Here is a 21,721-nt window from a genome sequence, read left to right as displayed (position 1 = left end):
TCGACGTCCCGAGGAGGGAAGATGAACGACATCGCGCCCGCCGGCCTGCACCACGTCACGGCCATCGCCGCGGATCCGCAGGAGAACGTGGACTTCTACACCCGGGTCCTGGGTCTGCGGTTGGTGAAGCAGACCGTCAACTTCGACGACCCCGGCACCTACCACCTCTACTACGGCGACTCCGCGGGTTCGCCCTCCTCGATCCTGACGTTCTTCCCGTGGCGGGGCATCCCGGCCGGCCGCAACGGCACCGGTCTGACCACCGCGACCGCATTCGGCGTCCCGCCGGAGTCGATCGGCTGGTGGCAGACGCGGCTCGGCGCGCTGGGGGTGGACGCCGACGCCCCCGTCGACCGGGACGGCACCGAGGTCCTCACGCTGCGCGACCCACACGGCCTGGTCCTCGACCTGGTCGCCTCCCCCGGTGACCAGCGCTCCGGATGGGACGGCGTCTCCGGGATCCCGGCTGAGCACGCCGTGCGCGGGCTGCACTCGGTGACACTGTCCGAGTCACTCACCGAGCCCACCCAGCGCATGCTGACCGAGCTGCTCGGCATGGCGCTGTCGGGCGAGAGCGGGGACCGGAGCCGCTTCGCGATGGCCGGGGGCGAGGCAGGGGCTCTGGTCGACGTCGCCGGCTCCACTGCCGCCCGCGGCCTGCAGGCCGGCGGCACGGTTCACCACGTCGCGTTCCGCGCACCGGATCGCGCGACCCAGGGGAGCTGGCGGCGCCGGCTCGTCGCGGCCGGTCTCGAGGTCACCGAGATCCTCGACCGCCAGTACTTCACCTCGATCTACTTCCGCGAGCCGGGCGGTGTGCTGTTCGAGATCGCGACCGATGCTCCCGGGTTCACCGTCGACGAGCCGCTGCTCACCCTGGGCAAGGCGCTCAAGCTCCCGCCGTGGCTGGAACCGAGCCGCAGCCAGATCGAGCACGCACTTCCGACGCTGAAGCTGCCCGAGGACAGCGTTCCCGAGGAGAGCGAGACGACGTCGTGAGCACGCCCCTGGAACGCCCGCACGTCTGGCTGCCGGGCTCGCCCGGCCACCCTCCCCTGCTGCTCCTGCACGGCACCGGAGGCGACGAGCACGACCTGCTGCCGCTGCGCGAGCAGCTCGCGCCGCAGGCACCGGTCCTGTCGGTACGGGGGACCGTGCTGGAGAACGGGATGCCGCGGTTCTTCCGTCGGCTGTGCGAAGGCGTCTTCGACGAGGACGACCTGCGTCACCAGGTCGAGGAGCTCGCCACGTTCCTGCGGGCGGCCGAGCAGCACTACGACGTGGCTCCCGGCGCCTGGACCGCCGTCGGCTTCTCCAACGGCGCGAACATCGCCTCGGCGCTGCTCTTCGGTCGCCCGGACAGCCTCGCCGGTGCGATCGTGCTGGCCGCGATGGTCCCCTACCGGGACGGCCCACCGCACGCCGATCTGATCGGGCGCAACGTGCTGATCTCCAACGGCCGTCGGGACCCGATGGCCACCGCCGAGCACACTTCGACCCTCGCCGAGCAGTTCCGCACCGCCGGCGCCGAGGTCACCCTGCTGCCGCACGACGGCGGCCACACCCTCGACCCCCGTCTGCTCCCGCGCATGGCCGACTGGCTGGCGCGGACCCGGCCGTAGCGGGCCGGCTCGTCGAGGAAGGCCATCGACGCCCGGCGCCGGGAGCAGTCGAGCGGGAAATGGTTGCGCGGGCCGCGGACCGGTCGGGTGATCACCGATTCGGAACGGGTCCGGCCACGGATGGCCGACTTCCTTCCGGATCGGTGATCACTGGGGACGCTCTGCCGTCCCTCCGGTCGCACGCGTCGCCTCCAGCGCCCGGGTCAGGGCCCGGGCGTCGTAGGGGCCGATGTGCCGCTGGGTGCCGACGAAGAACGTCGGCGTCCCGCGTGCGCCACTGGCCTCCGCGCCGACGGCGTCCTCGCGGACCCGTCGCGCGAGCTGCTCATCGCCCAGGTCGCGCAGGAACCGCTCCACGTCGAGCCCGAGTGCGGCGGCGTACCCCGCAAGGTCCTCGGTCTCGAGCTGGTCCTGGTGCAGGAACAGCATGTCGTGCATGTCCCAGAACCGTCCCTGCACCGCAGCCGCCTCCACCGCCACGGCCGCCGCCTCGGCGTGCGGATGGACGTCCGGCAGCGGCAGGTGGCGCAGGACATAGCGCAGGTCGTCACCGAAGTGCTCACGCACCTCGCGGGCCATCCCCGTGGCCCGGGCGCAGAACGGGCACTCGAAATCGGCGTACTCCACCAGGGTCAGCGGCGCGTCGACCGGCCCGCGGATGTGGTCGCGTTCCGGGTCGACGGGCCGGTCGAGGACCCGCGGCAGGTCCGCGGTGCGCTCGCCCCGCAGGACGGCCGCGAGCCGGAACGCCAGCCACCCGACCGCGACGGACAGCGGGACGGCCAGCAGTACCCCGACGGTGGCCTCGTCCTGCAGCCCCGGCGTGTCGAATGCCAGACCGACGATGAGCAGTGACACGGTGAAACCGATCCCGGACAGCGCGCCCCCGGCGACCACCTGACCGGGCCCGACCCCCTGCGGCAGGGCCCCCAGCCGTAGGCGTACCGCGCCCAGGGCACCGGCGCCGATACCGGCCATCTTGCCGACCACCAGACCCAGCACCACACCCCAGGTCACCGGCGAGGCGAGGGCCTGCTCCAGTACCCCGCCACGCAGGTCGACCCCGGCGTTGGCCAGTGCGAAGACCGGGACGATGACGAAGCTGGTCCACGGGTGCAGCACCGTCTGCAGGCGTTCGTTCACCGAGACGGCCCGGACCAGTCCCTGCTTCGCCGAGTGACCGACGCTGGGTAACGGGCTCTGCCGGAAGGCGCGGAACAGCGACGCCGCGCCCTCCACGTCGTGGCGTCGCGGGGCGAACGCCGGCACCAGCAGCCCCGACGCCATGCCGGCGATCGACGCGTGCAGGCCCGACTCCACGGTGGCGAACCAGAGCGCGACCAGGAGAAGAATGTACGGCGGGCCGCGCCAGACCCCCGCCCGGCCCAACGCGCCGAGTGCGACCAGCAGACCGAGCGCCGTCAGCAGCCACACGAGGTCGATCTCGTCCGAGTAGACGGCACCGATCACCGTGACGGCGACGATGTCGTCGATCACCGTCAAGGTCAGCAGGAAGACCCGTAGCTGGGTGGACAGCGACGGCCCGACCAGTGCCAGTGCGCCGAGCAGGAACGCGGTATCGGTGCCGATGACCACGCCCCAGCCCGCGGCGGCCTCCCCCGACGGGTTGATCGCCAGGTAGAGCAGCGCCGGGACGGCCATCCCACCGATCCCGGCCACCACCGGTACGACGATCCGACGCCGATCGGTCAGCTCACCGACCGCGAACTCCCGTCGCACCTCCAGACCGATGATGAAGAAGAACAGGACCATCAGCCCGTCGTTCACCCAGTGGCGCAGATCCATCCCGAACCCGGCCCCGCCGACGTCCACCGAGATCGTCGTCGCCCACAGCGACTCGTACACCCCGGACCACGGCGAGTTCGCCCAGAGGAGCGCGGCGAGCGCAAACACCAGCAGCAGCCCCGCACTGCTCGACTCGTTACCGAGGAAGTTCCGCAGCGGCAGGGACAGCTGCCCGCCCGGCACGAACCGCCGCGACCGCGTCTGCCCCGCTCGGGTCCCACCTTCCATCGCCACAGAGCACAGCCTTACGGGTCGCGGCCGCGGACGCGACCTCGTGGGGACATCGTCAGTCGGTCACCGTGCTGGCGGCCCGGTACTCGAGATGGGCGTACTCGGGATGCCGGGTCATCCACCCCGCGATGAACGGGCAGACCGCGAGCACCCGGAGCCCCTCCTCCCCGGCCGAGTCGATGCCTGCGCGGGCCAGCAGGGAGCCGACGCCACGGCCTTCGAAGGCCGGGTCGACCTCGGTGTGCACGAAAGCGACGAGCTCCGCAGTGCGTACGTACGTGGCGAAGCCGGCGAGCGCGTCGCCCTCGTGCGCTTCGACACGACTCGCGGCTCGGTTGTCGGTCACGGTGATCACAGGGAGTTCTCCGGGGTGTCGGTTGTGTCAGGACGAATCAGGTGTTCGGCGAGGTGGCGCTCGACGGCCCGGTAGAAGCGGAGCCGGTTGCTCTCGTTCTCGAAGCCGTGTCCCTCGTCCTCGGCGAGCAGGTACTCCACCGGGATCCCGCGCTCCCGCAACGAGGCCACGATGCGATCCGACTGCGCTTGCGGCACACGGACGTCGTTGGCGCCCTGCGCGACCAGCAACGGCGTCCGGATCCGGTCCACCATGGTGATCGGCGAGCGAGCACGCAGCTCGGCCTCCTGCTCGGGCACCTCCGGGTCGCCGAAGTAGCGGTACCAGCTGTTGGCGTTGTACCGCCGGGTGAACGGTGGCAGGGCTCGCAGCGCCGTGACCAGGTCGGACACGCCCACGTAATCGACCGCGGCGGCGAACAGGTCAGGAGTCGCGGTGATCCCGACCAGCGCGGCGTAGCCGCCGTAGGAGACGCCGAAGACACCGACCCGGTCGGGGTCGGCGTAGCCCTGCGCGACCGCCCAGTCGACGGCGTCGACGAGGTCGTCCTGCATGGCCCGGCCGAACTCGCCGACCGCCGCGGTCAGGTGCCTGCGGCCGTAGCCGAGGGAGCCGCGGAAGTTGACCTGCAGCACCGCGTAACCGCGGTTGGCCAGCAGTTGTACCTCCGGGTTGTATCCCCAGGCGTCCTGGGCCCACGGACCGCCGTGCACCAGCAGCACCATCGGCAGGTCCCGCGGCTCCACACCGAGCGGCAGGGTGAGGTAACCGGGCAGCTCCAGCCCGTCCCGCGCGGGGAAGCGCACCGGTGTCATCGGGGCCAGATCGGCGGGATCCAGATGCGGGAAGGGCTGGAACAGCCGGCGCCGCTCACCGGTGGCGTGGTCGTAGAACCAGCACACGCCCGGCTCGCGGTCGTGGGTGAAGGTGACGATCCACCGTCGACCGGACACATCCGACGACAGCGTGCCCAGTACCCCGTCGGACAGTGTCGCCAACTCGGCGTACACCGGTGCGAACCCGGGATCCAGGACCTCGATATGCGGGCGGTCGTCGACGAAACGGGCGGCGATCGCCTCGCCCGTCCCGCGGTGGGTGTACACCGCCGGCGGCAGCACACCGGCGGCCATGATGCCCATGTTGTCGAGGCTCCGGCCCGCCACGGCGGCGACGACGGTCTCCGCGCCGGTCTCCCGATCGATACGGGCCAGCGCCAGGTCGTCGCCGCCGGAGAACGAGCCGACCAGCAGGCCGTCCCCATCCGGGGTCACGAGCTGCGGCTGCACGCTCAGCGGGTACTCGGGCCCGCCCATGCGACGCAGCGGCCGGGTCGCCCCGGTGGCGCGGTCGACGGCGGAGATGGCGATCGTCCCGTCCTGCTCGGTCACGACCTGGAACGCGGGCCGGCCCCGGCGGTCGAGCAGCGTGGCGGCCAGCGGATCGGTCTCCTCGTGGTGGAGCACGACCTCGCCGGAGGCGACGTCGACGCGGAAGACGTCGATGCTGCCGAGCCGCGGGTTCATCCAGACCAGGACGTTGCCGGGCACCGATGGCAACGACTCGACGGCGAACACCCGCGTCCCCGGCTCCATCGGGGTCAGGTCGACAGCGGCGGCGCCGGGATCGTCGAGGTCGACACGGTAGAGGTGCCAGTCCTCGTTGCCGTCGGTGTCCTGCTGGTAGAGCAGCCAGCGGGGGTCGTCGGTCCAGTGGTAGAGCGTGATCCCGCGGCGGGTGTCGTGGGTGACCGGGACGGCGTCGTCATGGGTCTGGTCGATACCGCGGACCCACACGTTGCGACGTCCGCGGTGTGGTGCGAGATAGGCGATCCGGGTGCCGTCCGGGGAGATCGTGGGAACGATGAATCCGGGGTCGGCGAAGAACTCCTCGACCGGGATCGGTCTCGGCAGCGGGCCCGGTTCGCGGGTGGTCATGTCGTGTCCTCTCGTTGTCTCGGCTCGGGTCCACTCCCGCACGGCGGCAGCACGCGGTCGTTCGACGCGGACCCCTCAGCCGCGTCGGGAGCGCCCGCGGTCGGCCGACCGCTGGTCATGCGGCCGGGTAGCGGGCCGGCGCGGCGGGTTCGCTGTCCTGGTACGGCGAGGCTCCGGTCAGGTTGTCGCCGCGGTTCGCGTTGGGTCGCGGTCGGCGCGGTTCGGCGTCGCCGTACCTGGCCCGGACCAGCGAGGCGTGCGTGGGCGCCTCCGGGGCGCCGGGGGCCGAACGAGCCCGCATCTCGCGGCGCAGCACCGGGACGACCTCGGTGGCGAGCAGCTCGATCTGCTCGAGCACCGACTCGATCGGGACCGCCAGGCTGTCGAGAACCCACAGCTGGCGTTGGTAGTCGCCGAAGCCCTCCTGGAAGGTCAGCGTCTTGTCGATGATCTCCTGCGGGCTGCCGACGCTGAGCGGGGTCCGGTTCGCGTAGTCCTCGAGACGAGTCCCCCGGAACATCGCGTGGTTCTCGAAGTAGGGACGGAACGCGGTGTACGCGTCCTGGGAGCGCCGGGCGATGAACGCGTGTCCCCCGAGCCCCACGATCGCCTGGTCGGCGGTCCCGTGCCCGTGGTGCTCGAAGCGCTTGCGATAGAGATCCACCAGGGGTGTGAAGTGGAAGTTGGGTGCCAGGATGTGGTTGGCGAAGTAGCCGTTGCCGTAGTACGCGGCCTGTTCGGCGATCTCCGGCGTCCGGATGGCACCGTGCCAGACGAACGGCGGCACGTCGTCCAGCGGTCGCGGCGTCGAGGTGAAACCCTGCAACGGCGTGCGGAACCGGCCCTCCCAGTCGACGACGTCCTCCCGCCACAGCCGGTGCAGCAGGTCGTAGTTCTCCAGTGCCAGGGCGACGCCCTCCCGGATGTCCTTGCCGAACCACGGGTAGACCGGCACGGTGTTGCCCCGTCCGAGCATGAGGTCCAACCGGCCGCCGGCGAGGTGCTGGACCATCGCGAAGTCCTCGGCGATCTTGACCGGGTCGTTGGTCGTGATCAGCGTGACCGCGGTGCTCAGGACGATGTCGCGGGTCGCCGCCGCGATGTGCCCCAGCAGCGCCGGCGGTGACGACGGCACGAAGGGCGGGTTGTGGTGCTCGCCCAGCGCGAAGACGTCGAGGCCGAGCTCGTCCGCACGGCGGGCGATGCGGACGAGCTCGCTGATGCGGTCGGCCTCGCTCTGCGTCCGCCCGGTGACCGGGTCGGGGGCGATGTCGCCGATGGTGAAGATGCCGAACTGCACGCGAGGTCCTCTCGGAGGTTCTGGTCGCCGGACCTGGATGGGACCGACGCGGGGCTCAGGTGGCGCGGGCGGCGTCCGGTCCGACGAGCATCACCGGGCAGTCCGAATGCTGGACGAGAGCCAGGCCGGTGGAGCCGAGCAGGAGCCCGGTGAACCCGCTGTCGACCTCGGTCCAGGCGTGCAGGGCGACCAGCCGGTCCCCGTGGAACGAGGCGTCAGCGAATGCGTGGGCCAGTGCGACGTCCGAGAACGGCCCTCCGTCCACGCCGACGAGGACCGGCTTCGACCTCGGCGGCGTCGTCGGCGGCCTGATCGAGGACGGCCGCCGACTCGGCGGCCGTTCTCCGAGCCATCCACACCGACAGCGACTGCTCGCGGGTTCATCTCGTACCCTTCCGTACGGGATACCGATCGCCACCGGTGCGGTGGCCCCGGCGTCGGGGCGACCTCAGACGAGGTCGCGCACGACGGCGAAAGCTGCCGGGGTCACCGGATCCAGCACGTCGTCGACGTCGTGGTGCTTCCGGACCCATCGGGCGACGTACGGGCACACCGGCACGATCCGTCGGCCCCCGGCCCGGGTGTCGGCGAGGGCCCGGGCGATCAGTACGCCGGCGAGGCCACGTCCACCGAACTCGTCGCCGATCTCGGTGTGGAAGAAGATCCGCTGCTCGTCCCGGTCGACATAGGCGGTGAATCCGGCGAGCGCGCCGTCGACACGTATCTCGTAGCGGCTCGACGCGGACGCGTGGGTGACCTCCGGCGATCCCGCTGCATCGTCCATCTCGGAGTTCCGGGACAGGGGCATTCGACTCACGTTGCGATCCTCGGGTTCAGGTGACCACGGGCCGATCACTCATCGTGGTGGCTCACGCCGGAACGACCGGCGTGCCTCACACGCAGTGGAACGCTACGAGGACTCGGGCCGGTGTGAATCGGGCGCGGAATCGGTCACCGGCGGACGGCCGTGCGGCGCGCAGCTCCTGGACGGACGGCCGGCCGCGCCGACGAGCACCGAGCCGCAGTGGCACGTCGACCGGGTCGTACCGGGTGACCACACCCACCGGGCATCCCGTCACGACCGATTCACCGACCGATGCACCTGGGTCCGCGGCGCCCGACACTCGGTGGGTGCGCCACTGCGTACCCACCGACGTGCCCGGGAAGGGAACCCCATGACATCCGTGACGGAGATACCCGACTTCACCGGGCTGCGCGCGATGTACATCAACTGCACCCTCAACCGCTCCCCCGACCGCAGCCACACCCAAGGTGTGATCGACCGCAGCGTGTCGATCATGGAGGCGAACGGGGTCACCGTCGACCAGATCCGCGCCGTCGACCACGACATCGCCACCGGCGTCCGCCCGGACATGACCGAGCACGGGTGGGACACCGACGAATGGCCCGCCCTGCTCACCCGGGTCCTGGCGGCCGACATCCTGGTCATCGGCGGGCCGATCTGGCTGGGTGACAACGGCTCGGTGACCCGCCGGGTGATCGAGCGGCTCTACGGCTACTCCGGGGTGCTCAACTCCCACGGCCAGTACGCCTACTACGGACGCGTCGGTGGCTGCCTGCTCACCGGCAACGAGGACGGCCTCAAGCACTGCGCGATGAGCATCCTGTTCAGCCTGCAGCACATCGGGTTCACCGTCCCACCCCAGGCCGACGCGGGCTGGATCGGCGAGGTCGGCCCCGGACCCTCCTATCTCGACGAGGGCTCCGGCGGCCCGGACAACGACTTCACCAACCGCAACATCACGTTCATGACCTACAACCTGCTCCACACCGCGTCGATGATCCGGAACGCCGGCGGGATCCCGGCCTTCGGCAACCAGCGCACGGCCTGGGACGCCGGTTCCCGCCCCGACCACGCCAACCCGGAGTACCGATGACCCGCCCGTCGACGACGACCTGGCCGAGCCTGCGGGTCTCGGACTGGACCGACACCCGCGACACCCTGCACATGTGGACCCAGATCGTGGGCAAGATCCGCATGGCCCACGCCCCGCTGGTCAACCACTGGTGGCAGGTCACCCTCTACGTCAGCCCCCGCGGGTTGACGACGTCGACCATCCCGCACCGCTCGGGGGCCTTCGAGATCGAGTTCGACTTCGTCGGCCACCAGCTCGAGATCCGCAGCAGCGACGGCGGCACACGCAGCGTCCCACTCCGGCCGATGCCCGTCGCCGAGTTCTACACCCGGGTCCTCGACGCCCTCGACCGGCTCGGCATCGAGGCACCGATCCGGCCACACCCCAACGAGGTCGACCCGGCCATCCCCTTCGCCGAGGACCACACCCACGCCTCCTACGACAGCGAACCGGCCACCCTGTTCTGGCGGCAGCTGCTGCAGGCCGACCGGGTCATCGGCGAGTTCCGGTCACACTTCGTCGGCAAGGTCAGCCCGGTCCACTTCTTCTGGGGCGGTATGGACCTGGCCTGCACCCGGTTCTCCGGACGTCCGGCTCCCCCGCACCCCGGCGGCGCACCCAACTGCGGCGACTGGGTCATGGTCGAGGGCTACTCCCGGGAACTGTCCAGCTGCGGATTCTGGCCCGGCGGCGGCGAGGAAGGCGCCTTCTACTCCTACGCCTACCCCGGACCCGACGGGTTCGCCGACCGACCGGCCGGCCCCGACGGGGCGTTCTTCAGCACCGAGTTCCAGCAGTTCCTGCTCCCCTACGAGGCCGCCCGCACCGCATCCGACCCCGACCGCGTCGTCACCGAGTTCCTGCACGCCACCTACGACGCCGCCGCCGACCTCGGACGCTGGGACCGCGCCGCCCTGGAGGACGACCCGTTCCGCTGGAACACCGACCCCGCGGCCCGCCAGGGGAACGACGCGGGCTGACCGCCACCGGCCGCCCTCACCGGCACCGGCCGCACGACCAGACACGCGCACTTCCCACGAGGAGACCATGAACACCGTCAAGCTCGCGATCGTCTACTACTCGGCAACCGGAACCATCGATGCGATGGCCCGCCGCGCCGCCGTGGCCGGGGAGAAGGCGGGTGCCGATGTCCGCCTGCGCCGGGTCGCCCGCCAGGCCACCACCGGTGGGCGGGAGGCCACCGACGCCCAGGCCGCACACGCCGAGGCCGCCCCGACGACCGCCGATGCCACGGCCGACGACATCGTCTGGGCCGACGCCATCCTCTTCGGCTCCCCCACCCGGTACGGCAACATCGCCGGCCAGCTCAAGACCTTCATCGACTCGCTCGGTCCGCAGTGGGGTCAGGGGCTGCTCGCCGACAAGGTCTACGCAGGCTTCACCTCGAGCCAGACCCTGCACGGTGGCCAGGAGTCGACCCTGCTCGCGCTGTACAACACGATCCACCATTTCGGTGGGATCGTCGTCGCGCCGGGCTACACCGATCCCGCGAAGTTCGTCGACGGGAACCCCTACGGCGCATCGCACGTGACCGGGGCGAACAACGACGCCCCGCTGACCGACGCGGACAACGACGCGCTGGACCATCTCGCCAGCCGCGTCGTGACCGTCGCCGGCCGGCTGTCGAGCTGATCCCGGAGGAGCACCCTTGGACACCGACACGCTGACCACAGAGGACCGCGAGTTCCTCGCCCGCCCACTGCACGGATTCCTGACCGTGGCCGGGTCACCACAGCCCGCGCAGCCCCGGCCGGTCTGGTTCGAAGCCACCGTGGACGGAACCGTCCAGCTGTTCACACCGTCGGGCTCGGTCAAGCTGCGACGGCTACGCCGCGATCCGCGCGCGTCGATCGTCGTCGCGGCCCCGATCGGTGAGCGCGAGCGCTGGGTGGCGGTCACCGGCCGGACCACCGTCGAGGACGACGGCGCGCGGGAGCTCGCCGTGCGGCTCGCCGCCCGGTACTGGGACCTCGACGAGCGGGCGGACGACCTGGCCGCGATGATCGCCGACGAGAACGTCCGTGTCGTCCTGCACCCGGAGCGGGTGCGTCGCTTCGCGTTCTGAGCGCGGACGCCGGCGATCCCGAGTGGTCCACGGGAGGCCGACGCCGGGGTGTCGAGCTTGAGTGTGCCGCAACGGCATGGTGTTGCATCCCTGTCGAAAGCGTCAACACCGGAAGCTTCAGCAGAGTCGAGCGGGGTGCAGCGTGACCACGACCGGACGTCCGGACGACCAGCGACCGGCGCTGATCGATGTCGAGACCTTCTTCGCCGACCCGGAGTTCGCCTCCGCGTCGATCTCCCCGGACGGCACTCGGGTGGCCTACCTGGCTCCGCACCGCGGGCGGCGCAACGTCTGGGTGCGCGGCATCGACCAGGACCACTCCGACGCAGTCCCGGTCACGTCCGACGGCCGGCGCGGGATCACCACCTACTACTGGACCGATGACCCCCGGTTCATGCTCTACCTGCAGGACACCGACGGCAACGAGGACTGGCACCTCTACCGCGTCGACCTCGAGGCGCCGGACTCCCCCGCCGTCGACCTGACGCCGCTGGCCGCCGGATCCCGGGTGTTCGCCGTCGACCCGGAGACCACGGTGCCCGGCACCGTCATCGCCTGGATGAACCCGCGCCCGCTGTTCGTCGACGTGTTCAGGATCGACGTCGCCACCGGCGAGACCACCCCGCTCGTGGAGCGGACCGACCCGGCGGACACCTTCTTCGTCGACCGGACCGGTCGGGCGACCTGGCACATGGCGAAGGACGCCGACGGCACCTACGAGATCTCCGCTGCCGATCCCGACACCGGGGACCTGCGGATCCTGCACCGCGCCGGCGGCCCGGAACACCCGATAGGCCTCTTCCTGGCCCCGCTGCCCGACGGCACCGGCGCGCTGCTCGGCGACTACCTGGACTCCGACGACCTGCGGCTGCTGCGGCTCGACCGCGACACCGGCGCGCTGACCGTGGTCGCCGCCGTGGACGGGCACAGCCTCGACACCCTGAGCGCAGCGTCGGACACCCTGCCGCCGACCGTGTTCGTCAGCCGCCGCACCGGCGAGGTCCTCGCCGCCCGCTTCACCGGCGACCGGCCGCAGATCGTGCCGATCGACCCGCACTTCGCCGAGGTCCAGGCCGCGCTGGAGAAGCTCTCCGACGGCGTCCTGGACACCGTGTCCTCCGACCTGGGCGAGCAGCGCTGGGTCGCCACCTTCATCCACGACCGGGAGCCGGGCACGACCTGGTTCTACGACCACGCCACCGGCGATGCCCGCCTGCTGTTCCGCGATCCGCACCTCGACCCGGCGGATCTCGCACCGATGACCCCGGTCCGGTTCCCGGCCCGCGACGGCCTGCCGCTGCACGGGTTCCTGACCCTGCCCGTCGGTGTCGCGCCGGAGAACCTGCCGATGGTGCTGCTGGTTGCACGGCGGGCCGTGGATGCACGACACCTGGACCTTCAACAAGGCCGTGCAGTTCCTGGCGAACCGCGGCTACGCCGTGCTGCAGGTCAACTTCCGCGGCTCCACCGGCTACGGGCGCCGGCACATCACCGCCGCGATCGGCGAGTTCGCCGGCGCCATGCACGACGACCTGATCGACGCCGTCGACCGGGCCGTCGCGCAGGGCTACGCCGACCCCGACCGCGTCGCCGTCGTCGGCGGCTCCTACGGCGGCTACGCCGCGCTCGTCGGCGTCACGGTCACCCCGGACAGGTTCGCCGCGGCCGTCGACTACGTGGGCATCTCCGACCTGGCCAACTTCCTCGCCACGCTGCCCCTGTTCGTCCGCGCGAACATGACCAACAACTGGATCGCCTACGTCGGCGACCCCGACGACCCCGAGCAGCTCGCCGACATGCGACGCCGCTCCCCCATCACGATGATCGACCGGATCACGACCCCCCTGCTCGTCGCGCAGGGCGCCAACGACGTCCGCGTCGTGCAGGCCGAGTCGGACAACATCGTCGCACCGCTGCGGGACCGCGGGGTGCCGGTGGAGTACCTCGTCGCCGACGACGAGGGCCACGGCTTCGAGAACCCGGAGAACCAGATCCTGCTGTTCCGCGCCATCGAACGCCACCTCGCCGAGCACCTCGGCGCGGCCGCCGCGGTTCCCCGGAGTAGCGCGACATGCCTGCTCAGATCTGGTTCGTGCCGGTCGCGGCGACGTTCTCCTTGACGGCCCGAGCGGTCTCCTCGTCGCCGAAGGCGGCGGTGCCCCCGGGAAGTCTATGCGGCGGTCGGTGACACCCGGTAGAAGTACGGGCCGATGCCGTTCTGCGCGATCCCGATCAGCAGGGGACCGATGTCCTCGATCCTGCGGGCCATCTCCAGCCCGCCGACGTGGATCGGTTCGAACCCGGCGTCCCGGTTCAGCCGGTCGACCAGCTCGCGGATCTCCGGCTCGGCGGCCACGAGGTTTCCCGGAGGTGTCGCCTGCGCCGCCAGCTTCGGGTACTCGGAGGCGAAGTTGGCGCTGAACGACTTCGCCACCGGGCCACCCGTGATGGACCGCACGAGGTGCGCGTTCGACTCGTGGCCGGGACCCCGCACGCCGTAGACGTTGGTGGCGTCGACGGCAGGTGTGCCGGCGATGCCGGTGACCCGGGCGAGGGCGTCGGCGACGCTGTCGCCGGGGACGGCGACCACGAGGACATCGGCGTCGGCACCGTCGCCGCCGTCGCGGCCCAGCGCGGTGACGGTGTGCCCGGCCGCGGTCCACAGCGCGGCGAGGCCGCCTCCGACGCTTCCCCGACCCAGAACGGTGATCTTCACAGACGTTCCCTTCGCACAGCGGCTTCCCGTGTCGTCCGAGCCACGTGCCGGTTTCCGGAGGCTCGCCGGGAACGCTAGGAGAATCCGGGTCCGTCCGGATCGGGTGCGCAATCGGTCATCGGCACCCGGCCGGCTCAGTCACCGGCCGCGCTGAGCCGCAGGCCCCTCGCGAAGTCGATCCGGGCCAGCTCGGCACGGGAGGTGATGCCCAACTTGGGGTAGACGTTGGCCAGGTGGTGGCCGACCGTCCGGGGGCTGATCAACAGCTGGGCCGCGATCTCCCGGTTGGTCAGCCCGTCCGCGGCCAGCCGCGCGACCCGCAGCTCCTGCGCGGTCAGCCCGACCGCCGCGGCCGCAGGATCCGGCACGCGGGCGGCGGCCGGCCGCTCGGTCAGGGCCTGCTCGCGCAACGCCCGCACCCGCAGCGGTTCCGCACCCAGGTGGTCGAATACCTCGGCTGCGGCGGCGAGCTGGATCCGGGCGTCGGCCCGGCGGCGCGCCCGCCGCAGCCACTCCCCGTACAGCAGCCGGGTGCGGGCGTACTCGAACGGATGCCCGCCCTCCCCCGCGACGTCCAGGGCGGCTCGGAACGAGGTCTCGGCCGCCGATCCACTCCGGACGAGGGCCCGGAGACGATGGCCTGCCATTCGTGCCCAGGTCGCTCCGGTGCGCTGCGCCCATTCCTCCAGCAGGACGACCTGGGCCTCGGCGACGTCGGCCTTCCCGACCTGCACCGCCGCCTCGGCGGTGTCCACGGCGGCGAACAGCGCGAAGGTGTGGTGCGCAGCCTCGTCGCCGGGCTCGGTGAGACACAGCAGATCGCCCAGCGCCTCCTGCGGACGACCGTCCAACAGCGCCGCCCGTCCACGGTGCCAGTACGCCGATGCGCTGAGCGCCCGCACCCCGCGCGGGACCGAGACCTGCAGGATGCGGGTGGTGTGCTCGGCGACGGCGCGGCCGTCGCCCCGGGCGGCGGCCAACGCCCCCAGGGACGAGCGGCACTGCGTCGCCACGTGGTCCGCCCCGACCTCCTCGGCCAGCAGCAACCCCTCCGCCGCCGCGGTCTCGGCGGCACCCCACCGGCCCGTGGCGAGGTCGAGGACGGCGGTCTGGGAGAGCGCCGCTGCCAGCGCCGCGAGCTCGTGCCGGCGCCGCAGCTGCGCGGCCTGCACGTGCAGCACGTCGAGCAGCCCACCCTCGATGCCCCAGGCCTGGACCAACGGCACGGGCGGGAGCAGTTCACACGCCGCCGTAGCGAGCCGGCCGACCGTGCCGCCGGCCGGTGCCAGGGAGGACGGGGTGACCTCACCGGTCCGGTCGTAGCAGGACCACCAGTTCCGCAGCACGGGCATCAGCTCCGACAGGTCGGGGTCGCCGCCGGTGTCGACGGCGCGCACCTGCCGCAGCGCCTCCTGCTGGAGGTCCGGCCGACCGGCCGACCACGCGGCACGGACCGCCACCGTGCCCAGTTCCACCGCGCGCCGGGGCTCGGGGACCACGGCCATGTCGCAGACCAGGTAGCGGTGGGCCCGCTCGGGCATGCCGTAGGCGAACTCGAGGATCCCGCGCAACCCGCCGCTCGTCCGCGCGACGGGAACCTCACCGCCCAGGCGCTCGGCGTCCTCGAGCAGCTGCCGTGCTGCCGCGGCGTCACCGGCGGTCCATGCGGCACGGGCGGCAGCGGCCAGCCGGCGCGCAGCCGCGGCCGGCGTCGGCGAGAGCTCCGCCGCCCGGCGCAGCGTGCGCACCGCGATCGGCCCCGCACTGCGTTCCAGGCACTGCTCGGCGGCCTGCTCCAGCAGGGCGGCGACCTCCTCGTCCGGCCCCTCGGCGGCCGCCGCCAGGTGCCAGGCCCGTTCCGCGGTGGCATCCGTCGGCAGGGCGGCGGCCAGCGCCCGGTGCGCGGCCTGCCTCTCCAGGAAGAGGGCGCCGTCGTAGACCGCCGCCCGGATCAGCGGGTGCCGGAACTCCAGCCGGGCCCCCGGGGCGCGGACCAGACCGGAGCGCAGAACCTCATCCCACGCGGACGCGTCCACGCCCCATCCGGACCCGGCACGGTGCACGACGTGCCGGTCGCCCCGGTCCTCGGCGGCGGCCAGCAGCAGCAGCGCCCGGGCCGACGGCTTCAAGCCCTCGACCCGCGCGCAGAACGCCCGCCGCAACCGTGGCCCGACCGGCACCGGTCCTCCGGACGGCAGGAGGGCCGCCTCCCCGTCGGGCTCGCGATCGAGGGTGGGCAGCTCGTGCAGTGCCAACGGGTTACCCCCCGCCGCCCGGACCGTGCGGTCGACCAGCGTCTCGTCGGCGGCCGGCACGACGGCGTCGACCAGCCGGCGTGCGTCGGCGTCGGCCAGGCGCACGACCTCCAGCGCCGGCACTCCCTCCCACGGCCCCGAGGCGGGATCCTCGTGCCCGGTCAACAGCACGACGACCGGGTCCGCCGCCACCCGGCGCGCGACGAAGCCCAGGCAGTGCGCGGTCGCCTCGTCGATCCACTGTGCGTCGTCCACCACGACGAGCACCGGACGCTCACGGGCCAGACCGGAGACCAAGGACAGCACGGCCGCACCGATGAGGAACGGGTTGGTCGTGTCCCGGCTCATCCCCAGCGCACCGCGCAACGCCGCGGCCTGCGGGGCGGGGAGCGTCTCCAGCCGATCCATCACCGGCCACAGCAGCTCGTGCAGCGCCGCGAACGCGAGCCCCGACTCCATCCGGGTGCCCCGGCACCGCAGCACCGTGGCGGCGGGCGCCGCCCCGGCGGCGTACTCGAGCAGGGCGGTCTTGCCGATACCCGGCACGCCCCACAGCACGAGCGCGGAACCCGCGCCGTCCGCCGCCCCGGCCAGCAGCGTGTCGAGGGCTGCCTTCTCGGCGCGCCGCCCGAACAGCTCCATGCCCCACCCCAGAACGTCCCGCCGGGCCGCGGTGGCGCGGCTGCTTCCACCCTATAGCCCGATCTGCCCGTGGCGTGCGACCGATTGCACGACCGATTCCGTGCCGCGACCTCCCCCATAGGTTCGACATTCGGGAGGGCCGTGCGGCGAGGCCACTGCAGTACGACGTGCACGAGGAGTGAGCATCGTCCTGGGCCTGGTCATGTCCGACGACATCCCCGAGGCCTACCTCGGTGATACCGGCATCCTCGCCGCTGCCGACCCGGAGACCCTCGTCCTGGTGGGGTCGACCACGACGCCGCAGATGATCGAGCAGGTGCATGCCGCGGCGCCCGCCGGCGTGCGGGTTCTCGACACCCCGATGATCGGCGGAGTTCGCCCGGCCCGCGAAGCTGCGCTGACCTTCCTCGTCGGCGGCGCTCACGAAGAGGATCGCCGCGTCGAGGACGTCCTCTCCGTACTCGGTAAGGTCCGCTTCGTCGGCGAACGTGGCTCGGGCGTCGCCTACAAGCTCATCACGACCGTAGCGATCATGGCGGCCGAAGCCGGTATCCGGGAAGCGCTGGACCTTGCGGACATTCTCGGCAAGGACTACCGGGTTGCCCTCGACCTGATGACGGCCGGCCCGTTGGCCGCCGTCGTGGCGCGTGCTCTCGACACCACGAACCCCCGCCCCCTGCGGCGCTCGGCAGAGGACGACGACGCCTTGCTGTCAGCAGTTGAATCGCCCCGGACCGACCTGCCGATCTCGGCTGCCGGAGCACAACGACTCTGGGAAGCGGTGACCGGGACGCCCGGATTCGCCCCCGACTTCGTCGACCTCACCCGGAAGACCACCGCCCGCCCCGTGTACCAGCCTGCGGAAGCCACGTCATGACCGTCAGCCCGAAGATCTCGCCCGAGCCGGTTCGCGACCCCGAGAACGACCGTCTGCTGACGCCGGAGAACTGCGCAGTCGTGTTCATCGACTTCCAGGAGGGGCAGTACGCCACCATCGGATCCACCACCCGCGATGAGATCGACCTGGGGGCGATCACGCTTGCCAAGCTGGCGCACTCCTACCGGATTCCGACGGTACTCACGACGGTCGCGGTCGGAATGGGCGTCAATCGCCCGACCGTCCCCGAACTGCAGCGCGAGTTGCCCGGGATCGAGGACATCGACCGGACCGGGGTGAACTCGTGGGAAGACGCCGACTTCCGTGCCGCCATCGAGGCCACCGGTCGTCAGAAGATCGTCATGGCTGGGCTGTGGACCGAAGTCTGCCTCATGTTCCCGACCCTCGACATGCTCGGCGAGGGCTACGAGATCTACCCCGTGATCGACGCCGTCGGCGGCGTCTCGCCGGTCACCCATCAGACCGCTGTCGAACGTATGGTCCAGGCCGGTGCCCAGCCGATCACCTCCATCGCCCTGGGGTGCGAGCTCATGCGCAACTGGGCTCGCGACGACGCGGACCTGTACCGGGCCGTCATCAACGACTACTTCGTCCGCAAGCGGGCCATCGGTACCGTCACCGGCGACCTGTTCAGCTGACCGCACTCCCCCGACGACGTTGCCGGCTCACCGGCCGCGATATCGCCGTTCGACGAGATCGGAAACGGAACGCGCGTGCGAAACCCTGTTCCCGACTACCTGCACGAGATTCTCGACAGCCTGCGCGACGACCGGGCCGGCGCCGTGGCCGACTACATCCCACAGCTCGCCGACGCCGACCCGGACGTTCTGGGCGTCGCGTTGACGATCCCGAACGGGCGGACCTACTCGGTGGGCGACGACCGGGTCGAGTTCTCCATCCAGTCGATCTCGAAACCGTTCGCCTACGCGGCGGCGCTGATCGACCGCGGCGTCGATGCCGTCGATGCGACCGTGGGCGTGGAACCCTCCGGTGAGGCGTTCGACGAACTGTCGTTGGAAGGCGGCACACATCGCCCGAAGAACCCGATGATCAATGCCGGTGCGCTCGCGGTCCACCATCTCCTGGCCGGCGACGACGCGAGGCCCCAGGATCGGGTGACCCGCATCGTCGAGTTCCTCTCCGAGCTCGCCGGCCGCGTCCTGACCGTGGACGAGGAGGTCTACCGCTCCGAGATCGAGACCGCCGACCCTGCGTTCCGCAGCTGATGGTGGATCCTGGGACACGTCTGGGCGGTGTGGGCAGGTCAGCGGCCCGCGCCTAGTGTTCGACCGCGTGAACGCCTAGTACACGAATCGTCCCGTGTAGGTTGATTGACGTGGCTGGATGTCGATAGGCTCTGGGACATGTTCTTGCGGGAGGTGAAGCGGCAGAACCGCAACGGGACCCGGGTGTCCTACCTGCAACTGGTCCACAACGACTGGGACCCCGCCGCCCGCGCCGCTCGCACCAAGATCCTCTACAGCTTCGGGCGGACCGATCAGGTCGACACCGCGGCGATCGAGCGGCTGATCGTGTCGCTGTCACGGCTGCTCGACCCGGCAGCGGCGCTCAAGGCCACCGCCGGTTCGGATCTGAGCTTGCTCGGCTCGCGCCCGCTGGGCGGCACGGATGTCCTCGACGGGCTGTGGCGCCGGCTGGGCATCGACACGGTGCTCAACAGGTTGCTGGCCAAGCGGCGGGGCAGCGCGCCGTTCGAGCGGGTGCTGTTCGGGCTGGTCGCCAATCGGGCCCTGGCGCCGTCGTCGAAGCTGGCCGCCGCGGACTGGATCTCGAACGATGTGCACATCGACGGCCTGCCCGAGACCTCCGACGATGTCTGCTACCGGGCGATGGACTGGCTCCACGACGTGCGCGAACACCTGGAGCGCGAGGTGTTTGCCCAGGTCGCGAACCTGCTCAACCTCGAGGTCGACCTGCTGTTCTTCGATACCACCTCCACCTACTTCGAGCTGGAGGATCCCGACACACCGGTGGACCGCGACGAACACGGGCAGGTCGTGGCCGGCCGGGACGGCAAGGACGGTCAGGACGGTCAGGACGGCACCGACGACGAGCAGAGCGCGGCCGGGTTCCGGACTTACGGCAAGTCGAAGGACTCCCGCGACGACCTGCCCCAGATCGTGATCGGGATGGCGGTGACCCGCGAGGGGATCCCGGTGCGGGTGTGGTGCTGGCCGGGCAACACCGCCGACTCGAAACTGATCCGCCAGGTCCGCGACGACATGCGGGACTGGACCCTGTCCAAGATCGTGTGGGTCGCCGACCGCGGCTTCTCCTCACAAGCCAACCGCCGCTACCTACGTCGCGGCGAGCACACCTACATCATCGGCGAGAAGCTCCGCTCGGACAGCCCGGAGATCAAGACCGCCCTGTCGCGGCAGGGCCGCTACACCACCATCGGCGAGAACATGCGGGTCAAGGAAGTGCAGGTCTCCGACACCGAGCGGTTCGTCATCTGCCACAACCCCGAGGCCGCCGAGCGCGACGCCCACATCCGCGATCAGCTCGTCGCCCAACTCGACGAGCTCATCGCCGGATCCGACAAGCTCCCGACGATGAAACGCGGCGAGCTGCGCGGGAAGATCTCGACCAAGCCCGGCCTGAACCGCTACCTGCGCCTCACCCCCGGCGGGCTGCTGCGCATCGACAAGGCGAAGATCAAGACCGAGGCCAACCTGGACGGCAAGTACCTGCTGCGCTGCTCGGACCCACACCTGAGCGCCACCGATATCGCGCTGGGCTACAAGCAACTCCTCGAAGTCGAACGCGGCTGGCGCGACATGAAACAGATCCTCGACCTGCGCCCGGTCTATCACCGCCTCGAAGAACGCATCCGCGCCCACGTCATGCTCTGCTGGCTCGCGCTACTGCTCATCCGCATCGCCGAGACCACCACCGGCCAGACCTGGCACCACATCCGCCGCGACCTCGACCGACTCCACGCCGTCACCTTCACCGGCCCCACCGGGACATTCCGCCAGCGCACCGACCCCACCAAGCCCCAGACCGACCTCTACGCCCGACTCGACCTCTCCCTCCCCAAGAAGATCATCGAGATCACCCCCGCAGGTCGCTGACCAGGCACAACGCCGCCGCCTAGTAACACACGCGCTGCGCGTCCTCGCTCTCATTTCCGCAGGTCAAGACCGCAATCCGCGTACTAGACGCTCACCTCGGCTGCGGAACGCAGGCCGACCGCAACCTCGCGATCGTGCACATGCTGCGCAACTACGGTGTCATCGCCGACACGGCGCAGTCCGTCGTGGACGGCTACACACGACAGTGCGCGGTGCGGGTCACCGTCCGGGACCTCGCCGTCATGGGCGCGACACTGGCCAACGCCGGCGTCCAGCCCGTCACCGGGAACCGGGTCGTTCCCGCCGCCGTCGCGCGCCGGACGCTGGCGGTGATGGCCGGCTGCGGTATGTACGACGCCGCGGGTGGCTGGCTGGTCCGGGTCGGCATTCCGGCCAAGAGTGGCGTGGCCGGCGGCCTGCTGGGAGCGCTACCGGGCCAGCTCGGCCTGGGCACGGTCTCGCCCCGCCTGGACACGCACGGGAACAGCGTGCGCGGAGTCGCGATCTGCGAACGCCTCTCCCGCGACATGGGGATGCACCTGATGGAGGCCGAACCCCACGGGATCACCGCCGTCCGCGGGGCCACGGTCGAGGGCGGTACCACCGTCTACGAGATTCAGGGAGTCGTCCACTTCCCCGGTGCTGAAGCGATCCTCGATCGGCTGTCCGGCGATGCGATCAGCACCTCCACGGTGATGCTGGACCTCACACGCGTCGACCGGTTCAGCGACGTCGGCCGTCGCATGGTCCTCGAAGCACTGCGCCGCCTGACCCTCGACGGCCACACCACCACACTCGTCGACCCCGACAGCGTCCTTCCCGATCCCGACCTCGGTGACGGCAGACGCCCGGTGGTGCACACCGAACGCTGATCCGACAACCTCCGGCTCCCGGGGAAGCG

General features: G+C 71.2%; 21 protein-coding genes. 12 read left to right on the top strand and 9 right to left on the bottom strand.

The window, feature by feature from the left end; translation table 11 throughout:
- The first annotated feature begins 21 nt into the window (after positions 1–21).
- Entirely contained in the window at positions 22–999 is a 978-nt protein-coding gene (locus JOF36_RS15685; RefSeq protein ID WP_210027591.1) for a ring-cleaving dioxygenase, read from the top strand.
- On the top strand, positions 996–1,622 hold the full coding sequence (locus JOF36_RS15680) for an alpha/beta hydrolase (RefSeq protein ID WP_210027590.1): 627 nt from the start codon (positions 996–998) through the stop codon (positions 1,620–1,622). The genes JOF36_RS15685 and JOF36_RS15680 overlap by 4 nt, the downstream gene beginning before the upstream one ends.
- A gap of 147 nt (positions 1,623–1,769) precedes the next feature.
- Here the strand turns inward: JOF36_RS15680 and nhaA are convergent, their stop codons facing one another.
- The 6 genes from nhaA to JOF36_RS15650 all read right to left on the bottom strand — a co-directional run bounded on the left by nhaA (position 1,770) and on the right by JOF36_RS15650 (position 8,056).
- Complete coding sequence (gene nhaA, locus JOF36_RS15675; protein WP_210027589.1) at positions 1,770–3,656, bottom strand: Na+/H+ antiporter NhaA; 1,887 nt, start codon at positions 3,654–3,656, stop codon at positions 1,770–1,772.
- A gap of 58 nt (positions 3,657–3,714) precedes the next feature.
- A complete protein-coding gene (locus JOF36_RS15670; RefSeq protein WP_307862395.1) occupies positions 3,715–4,005 on the bottom strand; it encodes a GNAT family N-acetyltransferase in 291 nt (96 codons plus the stop codon).
- Positions 4,006–4,010: 5 nt separating this feature from the next.
- Complete coding sequence (locus tag JOF36_RS15665) at positions 4,011–5,948, bottom strand: S9 family peptidase (RefSeq protein WP_210027587.1); 1,938 nt, start codon at positions 5,946–5,948, stop codon at positions 4,011–4,013.
- 115 nt (positions 5,949–6,063) lie between these two features.
- A complete protein-coding gene (locus JOF36_RS15660; RefSeq protein WP_210027586.1) occupies positions 6,064–7,248 on the bottom strand; it encodes a CE1758 family FMN-dependent luciferase-like monooxygenase in 1,185 nt (394 codons plus the stop codon).
- A 55-nt stretch (positions 7,249–7,303) separates the two neighbouring features.
- Positions 7,304–7,666, bottom strand: coding sequence for a universal stress protein (locus JOF36_RS41390; protein ID WP_210027585.1), 363 nt, complete (start codon positions 7,664–7,666; stop codon positions 7,304–7,306).
- A 30-nt stretch (positions 7,667–7,696) separates the two neighbouring features.
- Entirely contained in the window at positions 7,697–8,056 is a 360-nt protein-coding gene (locus tag JOF36_RS15650; protein ID WP_245352007.1) for a GNAT family N-acetyltransferase, read from the bottom strand.
- Between the two features lie 367 nt (positions 8,057–8,423).
- On the opposite strand from JOF36_RS15650, the gene JOF36_RS15645 reads away from it, so the two are divergent.
- The 4 genes from JOF36_RS15645 (at position 8,424) to JOF36_RS15630 (ending at position 11,211) form a co-directional block, all read left to right on the top strand.
- Positions 8,424–9,146: a flavodoxin family protein gene (locus JOF36_RS15645; protein ID WP_210027584.1), complete on the top strand. Its 723-nt coding sequence runs from the start codon at positions 8,424–8,426 to the stop codon at positions 9,144–9,146.
- Positions 9,143–10,105 carry a DUF5996 family protein gene (locus tag JOF36_RS15640; RefSeq protein WP_210027583.1) on the top strand — a complete coding sequence of 321 codons (963 nt, stop codon included), beginning with the start codon at positions 9,143–9,145 and terminating at the stop codon, positions 10,103–10,105. The genes JOF36_RS15645 and JOF36_RS15640 overlap by 4 nt, the downstream gene beginning before the upstream one ends.
- 67 nt (positions 10,106–10,172) lie before the next feature.
- Positions 10,173–10,778, top strand: a complete 606-nt coding sequence (locus JOF36_RS15635; protein ID WP_210027582.1) for a flavodoxin family protein — start codon at positions 10,173–10,175, stop codon at positions 10,776–10,778.
- 16 nt (positions 10,779–10,794) lie between these two features.
- On the top strand, positions 10,795–11,211 hold the full coding sequence (locus tag JOF36_RS15630) for a pyridoxamine 5'-phosphate oxidase family protein (protein ID WP_245350854.1): 417 nt from the start codon (positions 10,795–10,797) through the stop codon (positions 11,209–11,211).
- A 438-nt stretch (positions 11,212–11,649) separates the two neighbouring features.
- On the opposite strand, the gene JOF36_RS39000 is transcribed toward JOF36_RS15630, so the two are convergent.
- Positions 11,650–11,925: a hypothetical protein gene (locus tag JOF36_RS39000; protein WP_245350853.1), complete on the bottom strand. Its 276-nt coding sequence runs from the start codon at positions 11,923–11,925 to the stop codon at positions 11,650–11,652.
- Between the two features lie 665 nt (positions 11,926–12,590).
- On the opposite strand from JOF36_RS39000, the gene JOF36_RS38995 reads away from it, so the two are divergent.
- Positions 12,591–13,331 (top strand): alpha/beta hydrolase family protein, encoded by a 741-nt coding sequence (locus JOF36_RS38995; RefSeq protein WP_245350852.1) that lies wholly within the window; start codon positions 12,591–12,593, stop codon positions 13,329–13,331.
- A gap of 50 nt (positions 13,332–13,381) precedes the next feature.
- Here the strand turns inward: JOF36_RS38995 and JOF36_RS15620 are convergent, their stop codons facing one another.
- The gene (locus tag JOF36_RS15620; protein WP_210027580.1) at positions 13,382–13,927 is read right to left on the bottom strand and encodes an NAD(P)-binding domain-containing protein; all 546 of its coding nucleotides are present in this window, start codon (positions 13,925–13,927) and stop codon (positions 13,382–13,384) included.
- A 134-nt stretch (positions 13,928–14,061) separates the two neighbouring features.
- On the bottom strand, positions 14,062–16,824 hold the full coding sequence (locus tag JOF36_RS15615) for a LuxR family transcriptional regulator (RefSeq protein WP_210027578.1): 2,763 nt from the start codon (positions 16,822–16,824) through the stop codon (positions 14,062–14,064).
- A 178-nt stretch (positions 16,825–17,002) separates the two neighbouring features.
- Between JOF36_RS15615 and JOF36_RS15610 the strand changes: the two genes are divergently transcribed.
- The 5 genes from JOF36_RS15610 to JOF36_RS15590 all read left to right on the top strand — a co-directional run bounded on the left by JOF36_RS15610 (position 17,003) and on the right by JOF36_RS15590 (position 21,692).
- Complete coding sequence (locus tag JOF36_RS15610; RefSeq protein WP_210027577.1) at positions 17,003–17,701, top strand: NAD(P)-binding domain-containing protein; 699 nt, start codon at positions 17,003–17,005, stop codon at positions 17,699–17,701.
- An 80-nt stretch (positions 17,702–17,781) separates the two neighbouring features.
- The gene (locus JOF36_RS15605; RefSeq protein WP_210027576.1) at positions 17,782–18,360 is read left to right on the top strand and encodes an isochorismatase family protein; all 579 of its coding nucleotides are present in this window, start codon (positions 17,782–17,784) and stop codon (positions 18,358–18,360) included.
- Positions 18,361–18,435: 75 nt separating this feature from the next.
- A complete protein-coding gene (locus JOF36_RS15600; RefSeq protein WP_210027575.1) occupies positions 18,436–18,948 on the top strand; it encodes a glutaminase in 513 nt (170 codons plus the stop codon).
- 138 nt (positions 18,949–19,086) lie between these two features.
- Positions 19,087–20,820, top strand: coding sequence for an IS1634 family transposase (locus JOF36_RS15595; RefSeq protein WP_245350850.1), 1,734 nt, complete (start codon positions 19,087–19,089; stop codon positions 20,818–20,820).
- 74 nt (positions 20,821–20,894) lie between these two features.
- Positions 20,895–21,692, top strand: a complete 798-nt coding sequence (locus tag JOF36_RS15590; RefSeq protein WP_307862752.1) for a glutaminase — start codon at positions 20,895–20,897, stop codon at positions 21,690–21,692.
- The last annotated feature ends 29 nt before the right edge of the window (positions 21,693–21,721 follow it).

It is taken from the genome of Pseudonocardia parietis, from assembly GCF_017876315.1.
Taxonomy (GTDB): domain Bacteria; phylum Actinomycetota; class Actinomycetes; order Mycobacteriales; family Pseudonocardiaceae; genus Pseudonocardia; species Pseudonocardia parietis.
This window is presented reverse-complemented; position numbering and strand designations above follow the sequence as displayed.